Source organism: Streptomyces liliifuscus (assembly GCF_016598615.1).
Lineage (GTDB): Bacteria > Actinomycetota > Actinomycetes > Streptomycetales > Streptomycetaceae > Streptomyces > Streptomyces liliifuscus.
In genome coordinates, this window is sequence record NZ_CP066831.1 from 3,700,238 (window position 1) to 3,713,593 (window position 13,356).

Here is a 13,356-nt window from a genome sequence, read left to right on the forward strand (position 1 = left end):
GCCTAGTTACCTCCTGTCGTACCGCTGGTGACCGTCCCGCTGGGGAGCGAGCCACTGGGAAGCGTGCCGCCGGCGCTGAAGGCCGGCGCGGGTGCCGCGGGTGCCGGCTCGCCGTCCGTGACCCGGGCGACGGCGGGGGCGACGCGCTGCCGGGCCCGGCGTTCCTGGAACAGGGTGCCGAGCCACACGCTTACCGGGGCGAGGGAGATGGCCAGGGCCAGGACGGCCCAGGTGCGCATGGCCGCGTGCGTGTGCCCGAGGACGAACGACGCCACCAGCGAGGCCGCCAGGACGGCCGACCAGAACAGGTGGATCCGGAAGGTCATCACCCGGTCCGGGCTGGCGCCACCACCCTTCGGGGTGACCACGAAACGGCTGGGGCGGCGGACCACGGCCGCGCCGAGCGACTTGAGGTAGATCGGCGCGGAGAGCGCCGACATCGCCATGCCCGCGAGGCCTCCCGAACCCTCCGGTTCGTGCGGGGAGACGTTGTGCCGCCGGTTCCAGAGATAGAGGCCGACCTGGAGGGCGGCCGCGTCGCTGTAGAGCATCAGCCACATGGACGCGGCGACCTGGGTGCCGGACGCGCCGAACCACAGGAACAGGACGCAACTGAGGATGCCCAGCAGCCAGTTGACGGCCGTCATCGGGTAGTAGACGAGCATCATCGTGTACGAGAACAGCCGGCCGGGCGGCATCGTGAAGGGTGCCTTCCAGTACTGCTTGAACAGCGTCTCGTACGTACCGCGCGACCAGCGCATCTGCTGGGTGAAGAAGTCCGTCCAGGACTCGGGGCCCTCACCCACGGCCAGCACGTCGGGGGTGTAGACCGACTGCCAGTGGTGACCGGTCCTCGGGTTCTTGTGCCGGTGCAGTTCGAACCCGGTGGCCATGTCCTCGGTGATGGAGTCGTACAGGCCGCCGACCTGCCGGACGGCCGCTATCCGTACGACGTTGTTGGTGCCGACGAACATGGGGGCGCGGTAGCGGTTGCCGGCGCGCTGGATCAGGGCGTGGAACAGGAACTGCTGGGACTCGGCCGCCTTGGTGACCGGAGTGGTGTAGTTGCCGTACACCTGCGGGCCCACGACGAACGCGACGTCCGGGTCGCGAAAGTAGCCCATCATCCGCTCCAGGAACTCGGGGAGCGGGACGTGGTCGGTGTCGACGGAGGCGAAGTAGTCGTACTCGCCGCCGTGCATCGCGATCCACGCGTTGTAATTGCCGTGCTTCGTACGGGCCTTGTGGACGCCCTTGGCCCTGTTCCACTCGGGGACACCGTGGCGGGTGAAGTGGCGTACGCCCAGTTCGACGCAGAGGGCCTTGGCCTGGTCGTCGTCGCCCTCGTCGAGGAGCCAGACGTCCAGGGGGCCGGGGTGGATGACGCGGACGGCGCCTTCGAGGGTGGCGCGGACCATGGAGAGGGGTTCTTTGCCCGGGACGTACGTGGTGAGGAAGGCGACCCGGGTGCCGTCCTCGGGGGTCACGGGGACCGGGTCCCTGGCGACCATGGTGGCGTGGGCGATGGACACCACGTTGACGACCATGAACAGCTCGATCAGGCCGATGGATATGAGCATCGCGACGTCGAGGCCGACCAGCCAGCGGGTGCCGCCCTCTCTGGCGACCCAGTGGGTCGGCCAGACCAGGTAGACGAGGAGCAGCCCCGTGAGAAGCGGGGCGAACGTCATGAGCAGGACGGCTCGTATTCGGTGTGGCTCGCGCGACAGGAGCTTTGTGTACTGCACCCGGTACGCGGTGCCGGACGGCTCCGTGAGCGGTCCGGCCAGTTGGCTGTGGGTTTCGTAGTCGTAGCCCTCCGGCCGCACAGCGCCCTCCAGTGATCGAACGAGCCGATACCCACACAAAAGTGGCTTTTGGTCGGCGTGTCGAACGGAGGGGGTCCAGTTGGGGGGTAGGGGGGCGAGGCTCCTGTGGTTCGTCTGCGGGTGGGTGGGGTGGGTTGCCCGCGCAGTTCCCCGCGCCCCCAACCCACCCAGGGGCGCGGGGAACTGCGCGACAAGCCCTCACCGGCCCGCAGCCGCACACAACCCCGCGGCAGCGACAGGGCAAGGCAGGGCGGCTACGCCGACAGGTGTCGCTCCACCGTGTCGACCTTGGACGTCAGTCCGTCCGTGACCCCGGGCCGAATGTCCGCCTTGAGGACCAGGGACACCCGAGGAGCCCGCTCCTCCACCACAGCGACGGCCCGCTTCACAACGGCCATCACCTCGTCCCACTCACCCTCGATCGAGGTGAACATCGCGTCGGTGCGGTTCGGCAACCCCGACTCCCGCACCACCCGCACGGCGTCGGCGACGTACTCGCCCACGTCCTCGCCGACACCCAGCGGCGTCACGGAGAAGGCGACGATCATGCGTTGACGATCCCCTCGTTGCGGGCGCGGGACGCGATGAGCGCGCTCTCCGCCTCCCGCTTGAGCTTGCGCTCGGCGAAGAAGCCGCCGGCCGGCAGCACGGAGAGCACGAAGTAGAGGGCCGCGGTCTTCAGGTCCCACTTGGCACGGTTCCAGGCGTCGGCCCAGAAGATCAGGTACAGGATGAAGAGGACGCCGTGGACCATGCCCATCACGGGCACCGCGTTGAAGTCCGTCGTCCGCTTCAGCACCGAGCAGACCAGCAGCAGGAGGAAGGAAACGGCCTCCGGGGCCGAGACCAGACGGAGACGACGGAGGGCGGAGGCGGTCTTGATGTCCACGAGTCACCTTCGGTGGGAGGAGTCTGGGGTGGATTCGGAAGGGGTGCAGGTACCGTGCCGATGCTTTGTGAACGCACGCACAAGCTTTCCCATTGAAGCATCCTGGCCCCTGTCGTCCGGCCCCGGGGTCCGGACCGATGGAACCCGGCCGACCGGACCCCGGGGTGTTTTCAGGGACGGATCATCCCGAAGGATCTGTTCGGCGACCAGGCCCGACGGCTACCGTCGTCGTCGTGGCGATGTTCCGACTCCAAGGCAGCAAGGTGCTGGCCGTCGACATGACCGGCGACGCCGTGAAGGCGAAGAACGGGTCGATGGTGGCGTACGACGGTCAGATGGCCTTCAAGAAGCTCAGCGGCGGTGGCGAGGGGATCCGCGGCATGGTGACGCGCCGGATAACCGGTGAGCAGATGACCCTCATGGAGGTGAAGGGGCAGGGAACCTGCTGGTTCGCCGACCGGGCGAGCGAGATCAACCTCGTGAACCTCCAGGGCGACAAACTCTTCGTCGAGTCGAGCAATCTGCTCGCGACCGACTCCGGTCTGCGTACGGGCACGTCCTTCACCGGGCTCAGGGGCGCCTCGCAGGGCAACGGGCTGTTCACGACGACCGTCGAGGGGCACGGCCAGGCGGCGATCATGTCGGACGGGCCGGCCGTGGTGCTGCGGGTGAGCTCGCAGTATCCGCTGACCGTCGACCCGGGGGCGTACATCGCCCATCAGGGCAATCTGCGGCAGTCCTTCCAGTCCGGTGTGACGTTCCGCACGTTCATGGGCGAGGGCGGCGGCGAGGCCTTCCAGATCCGCTTCGAGGGCGACGGCGTCGTGTACGTACAGCCCAGTGAGCGCAACTCGATCGCGGGAGATGTGTGACATGCCCTTCCGTGAGATCAACTCGAAGATGATCGAGGCCACGGTCATGCCGGGGCAGCGGCTGTTCAGCCAGCGCGGCGCGATGCTCGCCTACAAGGGCGACGTGTCCTTCACTCCCAACATGCAGGGCGGCCAGGGCGGCCTCATGTCGATGATCGGGCGGCGGGTGGCCGACGAGGCGACTCCGCTGATGACCGTCGAGGGCTCCGGCACCGTCCTGTTCGGGCACGGCGGCCACCACATCCAGGTGATCGGCCTCACCGGCGAGACCCTGTACGTGGAGGCGGACCGGCTGCTCGCCTTCGACGGCACCCTGGAGCAGGGCACGATGTTCATGGGCTCGCAGGGCGGGGTCATGGGCATGGTGCGGGGCCAGGTGACGGGCCAGGGGCTGTTCACCACGACCCTCAAGGGACACGGCAGCGTCGCCGTCATGGCGCACGGCGGGGTCATCGAGGTGCCGATCAGCCCACAGCGCCCGGTGCATGTCGACCCGCAGGCGTACGTCGCCCACCACGGGGACGTACGCAACAAGCTGTCCAGCGCGCTCGGTCTGCGCGATCTGGTGGGCCGCGGCTCGGGCGAGGCGTTCCAGCTGGAGCTGACCGGGAGCGGTGCGGTGTTCGTGCAGGCGTCGGAGGAGAAGCTGTGACCACCTACCCGGGCACGGGCCCCGTGATCCACGACCCGTCGACCCTGCCGGTCGACGACAACGTGAACGCGTACACCTTCTGCGTGGAGCTCAAGGGGAGCGAGTGGTTCCTGCAGAAGGGCAAGATGATCGCGTACTACGGCTCGATGGAGTTCAACGGCATCGGGCACGGTCGTCTCGACCGTCTGGTGCGGACGAGTTTTCATTCGCCGTTGCACGCGAGCGACTGGGTCGTGGCCTCCGGCTCGGGCAAGATGCTCCTCGCCGACCGGGCCTTCGACGTGAACTCCTTCGACCTGGAGGAGGGCAATCTGACCATTCGCTCGGGCAACCTCCTCGCTTTTCAGCCAAGTCTCGCGCTCAAGCAGTCGATCGTGCCGGGCTTCCTCACGCTGATCGGGACGGGCAAGTTCGTGGCCGCGTCGAACGGTCCCGTGGTGTTCATGGAACCCCCGATCCGGGTCGACCCGCAGGCCCTGGTCGGCTGGGCCGACTGCCCCTCGCCGTGCCACCACTACGACCACGGGTACATGACGGGCTTGATGGGCGGTCTACGTGCACTGACGGGCCTGGGAGGGGCCTCCGGGGAGGAGCACCAGTTCGAGTTCGTGGGCGCCGGCACGGTGCTGCTCCAGTCCAGCGAGGCCCTGATGGCGGAGCAGGCCGCGGGCGCGGTCCCGCACGAGCCCGGAGTGCCGGGTGGTGGCGGGGTACCCGGCCACCAGGGACAGCAAGCCGGCGCACCGCGCCTTCCCGGACAGCTGGGAGACCTCCAGCGTCGCTTCGGGCTGTGAGCGGTAGTCTGCGGAGTGTGACGTCGAACGTGTGCGCGCCGTCACGCAACCCTCACTAGTTCGCCTTTCAACATCTTAGGTAGAATTCATTCATGGAGACCGAGACGGCCACCCGCTGGCTGACCGAAGCGGAGCAGTGCGCATGGCGCACCCACTTGGAGGTCAACAGGCTGTTGACGTATCAGCTCGAAAGGGACCTCCAACCGTTCGGCCTGACGATGAACGACTACGAGATCCTGGTGAACCTCTCCGAGTCGGAGGGCGTGCGGATGCGGATGAGCGACCTCGCGTCCGCCACCCTCCAGTCCAAGAGCCGCCTCTCCCACCAGATCACCCGCATGGAGAACGCGGACCTGGTCAGGCGCGAGAACTGCGAGTCCGACCGCCGTGGGCTGTACGCCGTGCTCACGGACCACGGCATGGAGACGATGAAGAAGGTCGCGCCTCATCATGTGGCGTCCGTGCGGCGGCACTTCATCGACCTCCTCTCGCCGGAGGCCCTGGAAGAACTCCACAAGTCCCTGACCCCGATCGCGGAACACCTGCGGGGGCAACGGGGACGTTCGTGACACAAGGCGGCGCCCCACAGGGGCGCGCGGAACGGCGCAGCCTCCTAGGGGCGCGGGGAACTGCGCAATCTTTTAGGGGCGCGGGGAACTGCGCGACCAGCCCCCACCGGCCCGCGCTTTCATCACTGCCCTCCTAGCGGAGCGCTACCGCGGGCAGGCGGAGTTCGAACAGGGCTCCGCCTGTCGGCGCGTCCCGCACGGTGAGTGACCCACCGTGCCGGACGGCGACATCGCGGGCGATGGCGAGGCCGAGACCGGCTCCGCCGTCGTCACGCGCACGTGCCTCGTCGAGCCGTACGAACCGCTCGAAGACCCGCTCCCGCTCGGCGGCGGGCACGCCCGCACCGTCGTCGGCGACCGCGACGACCGCCCACTCCCCCGAGCGCCGCACGGTCACGGCGACCGAGGTCCGCGTGTGCCGCTGGGCGTTGTCCAGCAGATTGCCGAGCACCCGCGTCAGCTGACCGCGGGATCCGCTCACTTCCACGACGCCGGCATCCGCATCCGCGTCCACGGACACCTCGACCCGGTCCCCGACCCGCTGCCCCGCCTCCTCGCGGACGACCGCCGCCAGGTCCAGACGCGCGTCCGGCGACCGCTCCCCCGCGTCCAGCCGGGCGAGCAGCAACAGGTCGGCGGCCAGCCGCTGCAGCCGTACGGTGTCCTCGACGGCCCCGTCCACGTCCAGCAACTCCGGGTGCGCGGCGCCCACTTCGAGCTGGGTGCGCAGTGAGGCGATGGGGCTGCGCAGCTCGTGCGAGGCGTCGGCGACGAACGCGCGCTGCCGCTCCACCGAGGCCTCCAGAGCGGCGAGCGTCTCGTTCGTCGTACGGGCGAGGCGTGCGACCTCGTCGTGGGTGGCGGGCTCGGGGACGCGCCGCGAGAGGTCCTCGGAAGCCGTGATGGCGGCCATCTCGGCCCGGATCCCCTCCACCGGGCGCAGGGCCCGCTTCGTCACGACGTACGTGACTCCGCTGACCGTGACCAGCAGCAGGGGCAGGCCGATCAGCATGGCGGTCAACGCCGTGCCGACGGCGCCCTGTTCGGCGGAGAGCGGGGCACCCGCGTAGACGGTGAGCGGGACACCTCCCTTCGTGACCACGTCGACCCCGGCGAACCGGTAGTCGTCCGTCTCCCCCTCGACGGTCGCGGTGCCCTCGCCGTACCAGGTCTCGTCGGCGATGTCGCCGGGGCCGAGATCGTCCTCCTCGTCGGCGACTCCCTCGTCCGTGTCGCCGGCGTCGTCATTGGCGACGGAGTTCAGCCGGTCCGAGGCCCTGGCGGTCACGCTCATGCCCTCGACGTCCTCGCCGGAGGCGACGGCCCTCCCCTTCCGGTCCAGGACCTCGACGGGGTTCTCGTCGCCGTCCGGCAGATCGAGATCGTTGTACGCGAGTCCGTTCGACAGTGCCGAGGCGGCGTTGCGGGCCACCGAGTCGGCCTCGGCGTCCGCCCGGTCGATGAGGCTGGCCCGCAGCGCGAGCAGCACGGCGGCGCCCGCGGCGACCAGGGCCACGGCGACGACGAGGGTCGCGGCGAGCGTGGCACGGGCCCGTACCGATCTCATGCGCCGCCTCATGCCCGCGCCTCCAGTCTGTATCCGGCCCCGCGTACGGTCTTGATGAGCTCAGGGCCGAGCTTGCGGCGCAGGGTGCTGATGTAGACCTCGACGATGTTCGGGTCGCCCTCGTAGGCGAAGTCCCAGACGTGCTCCAGGATGTCGGCCTTCGACACGACCTCCCCGGCCCGCACGACGAGCTGTTCGAGGACGGAGAACTCCTTGGTGGTCAGGGTGATCTCGTCCTCCGCGAGGAACACCCGCCGGGCGGCGGTGTCGACCTTCAGCCTCCCGGCCTCGTGCACGGGCGAGGCCCCGCCCGCCGGGCCGCGCCGCCGCAGCAGCGCCTTCACCCGGGCGACGAGGACCACGTACGAGAAGGGCTTGGTCAGATAGTCGTCGGCGCCCGTGTCCAGGCCCTCGGCCTCGTCGTACTCGCCGTCCTTGGCGGTGAGCATCAGGATCGGCACGTCATGTCCCGCGGCACGCAGGGCGCCGCACACGCGGTAGCCGTTCATGCCGGGCAGCATGATGTCGAGGATGACGAGGTCGTACGAGCCCTCGCCGGCCATGTGCAGCCCCTCCAGGCCGTCGTGGACCACGTCCACGGCGTATCCCTCGGCCGTCAGGCCCTTGGCGAGCGACAGGGCGAGCCGCTTTTCGTCCTCCACGATCAACAGGCGCATGTGTCTCAGCTTCGCAAATCGAACCTGAAGAGGACTTCAGGAGGCTTCAGGTCGGCTTCAGCGTCGGTCGCCCACATTGGTTCCTGTCGAACAGCAGACGAGGCGGACAAGCCAGCTGCAACCGGCGACACCATCCGTTACTGGTTGCAACCAGTCGCATTCTGGAGGAACACCATGAAGCGCAACATCGTCATCGCCACCATCGCGGCCGCAGCCCTGATCGGCGGCGGCACCGCGACCGCCCTCGCGGTCTCGGGTGACGAAGAGGCGCCGGCGAAGAAGTCCGACGTGCGGGTGTCGAACGACGACACCGGCCGCGACGACGACGCCCATGTGAACGACACGGACGACAACGACGCGGACGACAGGGCGGACGACAAGGCCGACGCGGCCGAGGACAGGGCCGCGAAGGACTCCGGCGAGGACGCAGAGGACAAGGCCGAGAACGCCGCCGACGCCAAGCTCGCGCAGGTCGACGCCGCCGACGCGATCAAGGCGGCGCTGAAGAACACGGCCGGCACGGCGGTCTCGGCCGACCTGGACGACGAGGGCACCAAGCACGTGTGGGCCGTGGACATCCTCACCAACGGCGGCGCCTGGCACAGCGTCCAGGTCGACCCCGCCACCGGCAAGGTCGTCGGCTCCCACGTCGACCGGGACGACGACGGTGACGACGCCGCCGAGACCGCGCAGATCCGTGCCGCCCTGAAGGGCAGCTCCGTCACCGCCGCCGAGGCCGCGGAGGCCGGCGCCGCCAAGGGCACGGTGACCTCCGTCGACCTCGACGAGGAGAGCACGGACAAGGCCTGGGGGGTCGACACCACCGCCCCGAACGGCACCGGCAGCGACTGGAGGGTCGACTCCGGCTCCGGCAAGATCACGGCGGACCGCTCGAACGACTGACGTTTCCTCCTCCCTCCCCAGGGACCACAGGCAAGGGCACCCGGCACCGGGTGCCCTTGCCGGCGTCAGCGGGCTTGTTCCGCAGCGCCGGCCTCCTGCTCGCGCTCCCGCTCCTGCTCGTGCTCCTGCTCCTGCTCCCGCTTCCGTGGGAGTGCGCGGGAGTGGCGGGTCCCCACTCCGACGGCCGCGGCCGCGAGCAGTGCCGCCCCGCCGGCCATGGCGAACCCCGCCCCCAAGGGCAGGCGGCCCACCAGCAGTCCCGCGGCCGCCGCACCCGCCGAGATACCCGCGTTCACGGCGGTGTTGACCCAGGCACCGGCCTGGACCCGGGCGCCCGGCGCGGCGGACTCGTCGGCCACCAGATACGCGGTGGTCAGCGCCGGGGCGACGAAGAATCCGGCGCACACGGCGGCGCCGGCGAGCGTGCCGAGGCCCGGGGCGAGCCCGGCGACGGCCAGGGCCAGGCCGAGGCCCGCCGTCAGCACGGGCAGCCGCACCCGGGCTCCGGTGCGCCAGTCGACCGCGCCGTACAGCAGCCCACCCACGGCGCTCCCGGCCGACAGCGCTGCGAAGATCCACGCCACGGCGTCGTCCCCGTGGCCCCGCTGCTCGGCGAAGGCCAGCACCAGCAGGTCGACGGCGCCGAGCGAGAGCCCGACGCCCGCGGCCACGACGACGGGCTGGACGAGCCCGCGCTCGATCCGCAGACGCATCCGCAGACGAGCCCGCGCCTGTACGCGTGAGGCTTGTACTTGTACTCGTACGGCGACGCTCTTCACCGCGGGTGAGGTGACGAACGCCAAGGTGCCGAGGCCCACCAGCAGGCCGCTGACGGCGACTCCGGCGGCCGGGGGCGCGAACTGTACGACCACTCCCACCAGCAGTGGCCCCGAGACGAACAGCAGTTCCTCGGCGACCCCGTCCAGGCTGTACGCGCGCTGCAACAGCCGTCGGTCGGTGACGAGTTCGCCCCAGACGGCCCGCATGGTGGGGCCGAGGGGCGGGGTGCAGGCGCCCGCCGCGACGGCGACCGCTCCTATGGCGGCCGCGGGTGCCCCGGGGCGCCAGGTGGCCGCGGCGAGTGTGCCGAGCAGGCCCGCGTACAGCGCGGCCATCGGCAGCAGGGCGCGACGCGGGCCGTGGCGGTCGACGAGGGCCGCCCTCAGGGGTGACAGGAACACGCTCGCGGCGCCGAAGAGCGCCATGACGGCTCCTGCGGCGGCGTACGAGCCGGTGGCGCGGGTCACCGCGAGCAGTACGGCCAGCGAGACCATGCCGTACGACAGCCTGCCCAGCAGGGCGGCTGTGAAGGTTCGGGTGGCGTGGGGCATGCGCAGTACCGCGGCATACGAAGGCCGCGTTGAAGACGCAGACATGCGAAGGGTTCCTCAGAAAGGGGGCGCCGCCGAGGTGGGCGTGCGCCCGGGCAACGGGGACGCCTGTGCTCCGCGACGACAACGCCTACCGCGCTGCCGATCGCGGGCCGGAACGGGCCCTATGCCAAGAGGAGGAACACGCGCCCGAAGTTACCAGCGCTCCTGGCCTGCCGACAGGCCTTTTTCTCGCCCCCGCCGCCCCTACCCATTCCCGTCCCTACTCGGGGGCCGGCCCTCGAACCCCCGCTCCTCAAACGCCGGAGAGGCTGATTTTCAGCCCGTCCGGCGTTTGAGGACGAGCGCGTCAGCGCGATACGGGGGTCTGGGGGCGGAGCCCCCAGGGACGGGACGGGTAGGGGCGGCGGGGGCGAGGAAAAGCCCGGGGTCAGGTCTCTGTCAGGCCCTCGACCAAGGAGTCCGCCGCCCGGTAGGGGTCAAGGTCGCCCGCGACGATGCGTTCGGCGAGGGCGCTGAGGCGCCGGTCTCCGTGGAGGTCGGCGATCCGCGCCCGAAGGGCCGTGACGGCGATCGTCTCGACCTCACGAGAGGCCCGGGCAAGCCGCCGCTCCACAAGCACCCCCCGCTCCTCCATCCACGCCCGATGCTTCTCCAGCGCCTCGACGACCTCGTCGATCCCTTCCTCCCGCGCCGCGACCGTCTTCACGATCGGCGGCCGCCAGTCCCCGGGCCCCCGGGACTCACCGAGCCCCAGCATGTGGTTCAGCTCACGGGCGGTGGCGTCCGCCCCGTCCCGGTCGGCCTTGTTGACGACGTACACGTCACCGATCTCCAGGATCCCCGCCTTGGCGGCCTGGATGCCGTCACCCATGCCGGGAGCCAGCAGCACCACACTCGTGTCGGCCTGCGAGGCGATCTCGACCTCGGACTGCCCGACCCCGACGGTCTCCACGAGGACCACGTCGCACCCCGCCGCGTCCAGCACCCGGATCGCCTGCGGGGCGGCCCAGGCGAGCCCGCCGAGGTGCCCCCGCGTCGCCATGGAGCGGATGTAGACACCGGGATCGGACGCGTGGTCCGACATCCGCACCCGGTCCCCCAGGAGCGCACCGCCCGAGAAGGGCGACGACGGGTCGACGGCCAGCACCCCGACCCGCTTGCCCTGTCGCCGGTAAGCCGTCACGAGCGCCGACGTGGATGTCGACTTGCCGACACCGGGCGAGCCCGTGAGCCCCACGACGTACGCGTTGCCCGCGAGCGGCGCCAGTGCGGCCATGACCTCACGGAGCTGCGGGGACGCCCCCTCCACCAGGGAGATCAGCCGGGCCACGGCCCGCGGCCGGCCTTCCCTGGCCTGGGTCACCAACGAGGCGACGTCCTGCATCACAGCTCCGTTCACGAGACGAGAAAACGCGTCAGGCCTTGGGTACCCGCACGATCAGTGCGTCACCCTGCCCGCCGCCACCGCACAGCGCCGCCGCGCCCACTCCGCCGCCCCGCCGCTTCAGTTCGAGGGCGAGGTGCAGTACGAGCCGGGCGCCGGACATGCCGATCGGGTGGCCGAGGGCGATGGCGCCGCCGTTGACGTTCACCTTTTCCGTGGACACCCCGAGGTCCTTCATTGACTGGACCGCGACGGCGGCGAAGGCTTCGTTGATCTCGATCAGGTCAAGATCCTCGACGCCGATGCCCTCCTTCTTGAGCGCGTGCTGGATCGCGTTCGACGGCTGCGACTGCAAAGAGTTGTCGGGTCCGGCGACGTTTCCGTGGGCGCCGATCTCCGCGATCCACTCCAGTCCGAGCTCCAGCGCCTTGGCCTTGCTCATGACGACGACGGCGGCCGCCCCGTCGGAGATCTGCGAGGCCGAGCCGGCGGTGATCGTCCCGTCCTTCGCGAACGCGGGCCGCAGCCTGCCGAGCGACTCGGTGGTCGTCTCGCCGCGGATGCCCTCGTCCTTGCTGAAGACGACGGGCTCGCCCTTGCGCTGCGGAATCTCCACCGGAGTGATCTCGGCCTCGAAGAGGCCGTTCTTCTGCGCGGCGGCGGCCCGCTGGTGCGAGAGGGCCGAGAAGTCGTCCTGCTCGGGCCGCAGGATGCCCAGGCGTGTGTTGTGCTTCTCGGTCGACTCGCCCATGGCGATGTTCTCGAAGGCGTCGGTCAGCCCGTCGTACGCCATGGCGTCGAGCATCTCGATCGCGCCGTACTTGTAGCCCGCCCGGGACTTCGGCAGCAGGTGGGGAGCGTTGGTCATCGACTCCTGACCGCCCGCCACGATCACGTCGAACTCGCCGGCGCGGATCAGCTGGTCGGCGAGCGCGACGGCGTCGAGGCCCGAGAGACAGACCTTGTTGATCGTGAGCGCCGGGACGCTCATCGGGATGCCCGCCTTGACCGCGGCCTGGCGTGCCGGGATCTGCCCCGCCCCGGCCTGGAGCACCTGGCCCATGATCACGTACTGCACCTGATCACCGCCGATGCCCGCACGGTCGAGGGCGGCCTTGATCGCGAAACCACCGAGGTCGGCTCCGGAGAAGGACTTCAGTGAGCCCAGCAGCCGTCCCATCGGGGTGCGGGCACCCGCGACGATGACGGAGGTGGTGCTGTTCGTTCCAGACATGAGGAGCGATCCCCTTCCAGCTTGCACAGCTGAGGAGTGAACGAGGGTTTACTGAAAATGTACTGAGCGGTACGTCCCCCGTCATCCGGCGCGGTGTGTGATCGCGCGCACGTTGCGTAACCGCCGCCGGAGCGCTGCACTGGCACCATGCTGACGCGAATCGACCACATCGGGATCGCCTGTTTCGACCTCGACAGGACTGTCGAGTTCTATCGGGCCACATACGGCTTCGAGGTCTTCCACTCCGAGGTCAACGAGGAGCAGGGCGTGCGCGAGGCCATGCTCAAGATCAACGAGACGTCCGACGGGGGCGCCTCCTACCTCCAGCTCCTGGAACCCACCCGCGAGGACTCCGCCGTCGGAAAGTGGCTGGCCAAGAACGGTGAGGGCGTGCACCACATCGCCTTCGGTACGGCGGATGTGGACGCGGACGCGGCCGCCATCGGCGACAAGGGCGTACGCGTGCTGTACGACGAGCCGCGCAGGGGTTCGATGGGGTCTCGCATCACCTTTCTGCATCCAAAGGATTGCCATGGCGTCCTGACAGAACTGGTCACATCGGCGCCTGTTGAGTCACCTGAGCACTGACCCGCGTACATAAGGGCCGGTAGGGTTGGGGACGGCCGCCGCTCTTACGGGGCGGTCCGGGTCC

General features: G+C 69.9%; 14 protein-coding genes. 6 read left to right on the top strand and 8 right to left on the bottom strand.

Going from position 1 to position 13,356, the window contains the following annotated elements:
* Positions 1 to 2: 2 nt before the first annotated feature.
* The 3 genes from JEQ17_RS15500 to JEQ17_RS15510 form a co-directional block, all read right to left on the bottom strand.
* Entirely contained in the window at positions 3 to 1,829 is a 1,827-nt protein-coding gene (locus JEQ17_RS15500; RefSeq protein WP_200395808.1) for a glycosyltransferase family 2 protein, read from the bottom strand.
* Between the two features lie 254 nt (positions 1,830 to 2,083).
* Entirely contained in the window at positions 2,084 to 2,377 is a 294-nt protein-coding gene (locus JEQ17_RS15505; protein WP_200395809.1) for an MTH1187 family thiamine-binding protein, read from the bottom strand.
* The gene (locus JEQ17_RS15510) at positions 2,374 to 2,718 is read right to left on the bottom strand and encodes a DUF3817 domain-containing protein (RefSeq protein ID WP_200395810.1); all 345 of its coding nucleotides are present in this window, start codon (positions 2,716 to 2,718) and stop codon (positions 2,374 to 2,376) included. The genes JEQ17_RS15505 and JEQ17_RS15510 overlap by 4 nt, the downstream gene beginning before the upstream one ends.
* 239 nt (positions 2,719 to 2,957) lie before the next feature.
* Here JEQ17_RS15510 and JEQ17_RS15515 point away from each other — a divergent pair, with 239 nt between their 5' ends.
* The 4 genes from JEQ17_RS15515 (at position 2,958) to JEQ17_RS15530 (ending at position 5,605) form a co-directional block, all read left to right on the top strand.
* On the top strand, positions 2,958 to 3,590 hold the full coding sequence (locus JEQ17_RS15515) for an AIM24 family protein (RefSeq protein ID WP_200401503.1): 633 nt from the start codon (positions 2,958 to 2,960) through the stop codon (positions 3,588 to 3,590).
* 1 nt (position 3,591) lies between these two features.
* A complete protein-coding gene (locus JEQ17_RS15520) occupies positions 3,592 to 4,242 on the top strand; it encodes an AIM24 family protein (RefSeq protein WP_200395811.1) in 651 nt (216 codons plus the stop codon).
* Positions 4,239 to 5,036: an AIM24 family protein gene (locus JEQ17_RS15525; protein ID WP_200395812.1), complete on the top strand. Its 798-nt coding sequence runs from the start codon at positions 4,239 to 4,241 to the stop codon at positions 5,034 to 5,036. The genes JEQ17_RS15520 and JEQ17_RS15525 overlap by 4 nt, the downstream gene beginning before the upstream one ends.
* A gap of 92 nt (positions 5,037 to 5,128) precedes the next feature.
* The gene (locus JEQ17_RS15530) at positions 5,129 to 5,605 is read left to right on the top strand and encodes a MarR family winged helix-turn-helix transcriptional regulator (RefSeq protein ID WP_200395813.1); all 477 of its coding nucleotides are present in this window, start codon (positions 5,129 to 5,131) and stop codon (positions 5,603 to 5,605) included.
* A gap of 133 nt (positions 5,606 to 5,738) precedes the next feature.
* On the opposite strand, the gene JEQ17_RS15535 is transcribed toward JEQ17_RS15530, so the two are convergent.
* Both JEQ17_RS15535 and JEQ17_RS15540 read right to left on the bottom strand, forming a co-directional pair.
* Positions 5,739 to 7,184, bottom strand: coding sequence for a HAMP domain-containing sensor histidine kinase (locus JEQ17_RS15535; RefSeq protein ID WP_200395814.1), 1,446 nt, complete (start codon positions 7,182 to 7,184; stop codon positions 5,739 to 5,741).
* Positions 7,181 to 7,849 carry a response regulator transcription factor gene (locus tag JEQ17_RS15540; RefSeq protein ID WP_200395815.1) on the bottom strand — a complete coding sequence of 223 codons (669 nt, stop codon included), beginning with the start codon at positions 7,847 to 7,849 and terminating at the stop codon, positions 7,181 to 7,183. The genes JEQ17_RS15535 and JEQ17_RS15540 overlap by 4 nt, the downstream gene beginning before the upstream one ends.
* 174 nt (positions 7,850 to 8,023) lie before the next feature.
* Here JEQ17_RS15540 and JEQ17_RS15545 point away from each other — a divergent pair, with 174 nt between their 5' ends.
* Positions 8,024 to 8,752 (top strand): PepSY domain-containing protein, encoded by a 729-nt coding sequence (locus JEQ17_RS15545; RefSeq protein WP_200395816.1) that lies wholly within the window; start codon positions 8,024 to 8,026, stop codon positions 8,750 to 8,752.
* A 65-nt stretch (positions 8,753 to 8,817) separates the two neighbouring features.
* On the opposite strand, the gene JEQ17_RS15550 is transcribed toward JEQ17_RS15545, so the two are convergent.
* From JEQ17_RS15550 to JEQ17_RS15560, 3 genes are all read right to left on the bottom strand, one after another.
* The gene (locus tag JEQ17_RS15550) at positions 8,818 to 10,128 is read right to left on the bottom strand and encodes an MFS transporter (protein WP_200395817.1); all 1,311 of its coding nucleotides are present in this window, start codon (positions 10,126 to 10,128) and stop codon (positions 8,818 to 8,820) included.
* Positions 10,129 to 10,513: 385 nt separating this feature from the next.
* Positions 10,514 to 11,470 (bottom strand): methylmalonyl Co-A mutase-associated GTPase MeaB, encoded by a 957-nt coding sequence (gene meaB, locus JEQ17_RS15555; RefSeq protein ID WP_200395818.1) that lies wholly within the window; start codon positions 11,468 to 11,470, stop codon positions 10,514 to 10,516.
* A 31-nt stretch (positions 11,471 to 11,501) separates the two neighbouring features.
* The gene (locus JEQ17_RS15560; protein WP_200395819.1) at positions 11,502 to 12,704 is read right to left on the bottom strand and encodes an acetyl-CoA C-acetyltransferase; all 1,203 of its coding nucleotides are present in this window, start codon (positions 12,702 to 12,704) and stop codon (positions 11,502 to 11,504) included.
* A gap of 147 nt (positions 12,705 to 12,851) precedes the next feature.
* Here JEQ17_RS15560 and mce point away from each other — a divergent pair, with 147 nt between their 5' ends.
* Positions 12,852 to 13,292: a methylmalonyl-CoA epimerase gene (mce, locus tag JEQ17_RS15565; RefSeq protein ID WP_143636169.1), complete on the top strand. Its 441-nt coding sequence runs from the start codon at positions 12,852 to 12,854 to the stop codon at positions 13,290 to 13,292.
* Positions 13,293 to 13,356: the final 64 nt, after the last annotated feature.

Coding starts and splice junctions, on each gene's coding strand:
- JEQ17_RS15540 (WP_200395815.1), bottom strand. CDS start 7,849: ATGCGCCTGTTGATCGTGGAGGACGAAAAGCGGCTCGCCCTGTCGCTC.
- JEQ17_RS15560 (WP_200395819.1), bottom strand. CDS start 12,704: ATGTCTGGAACGAACAGCACCACCTCCGTCATCGTCGCGGGTGCCCGC.
- JEQ17_RS15545 (WP_200395816.1), top strand. CDS start 8,024: ATGAAGCGCAACATCGTCATCGCCACCATCGCGGCCGCAGCCCTGATC.
- JEQ17_RS15515 (WP_200401503.1), top strand. CDS start 2,958: ATGTTCCGACTCCAAGGCAGCAAGGTGCTGGCCGTCGACATGACCGGC.
- JEQ17_RS15530 (WP_200395813.1), top strand. CDS start 5,129: ATGGAGACCGAGACGGCCACCCGCTGGCTGACCGAAGCGGAGCAGTGC.
- JEQ17_RS15520 (WP_200395811.1), top strand. CDS start 3,592: ATGCCCTTCCGTGAGATCAACTCGAAGATGATCGAGGCCACGGTCATG.
- meaB (WP_200395818.1), bottom strand. CDS start 11,470: ATGCAGGACGTCGCCTCGTTGGTGACCCAGGCCAGGGAAGGCCGGCCG.
- JEQ17_RS15535 (WP_200395814.1), bottom strand. CDS start 7,184: ATGAGGCGGCGCATGAGATCGGTACGGGCCCGTGCCACGCTCGCCGCG.
- mce (WP_143636169.1), top strand. CDS start 12,852: ATGCTGACGCGAATCGACCACATCGGGATCGCCTGTTTCGACCTCGAC.
- JEQ17_RS15505 (WP_200395809.1), bottom strand. CDS start 2,377: ATGATCGTCGCCTTCTCCGTGACGCCGCTGGGTGTCGGCGAGGACGTG.
- JEQ17_RS15550 (WP_200395817.1), bottom strand. CDS start 10,128: ATGTCTGCGTCTTCAACGCGGCCTTCGTATGCCGCGGTACTGCGCATG.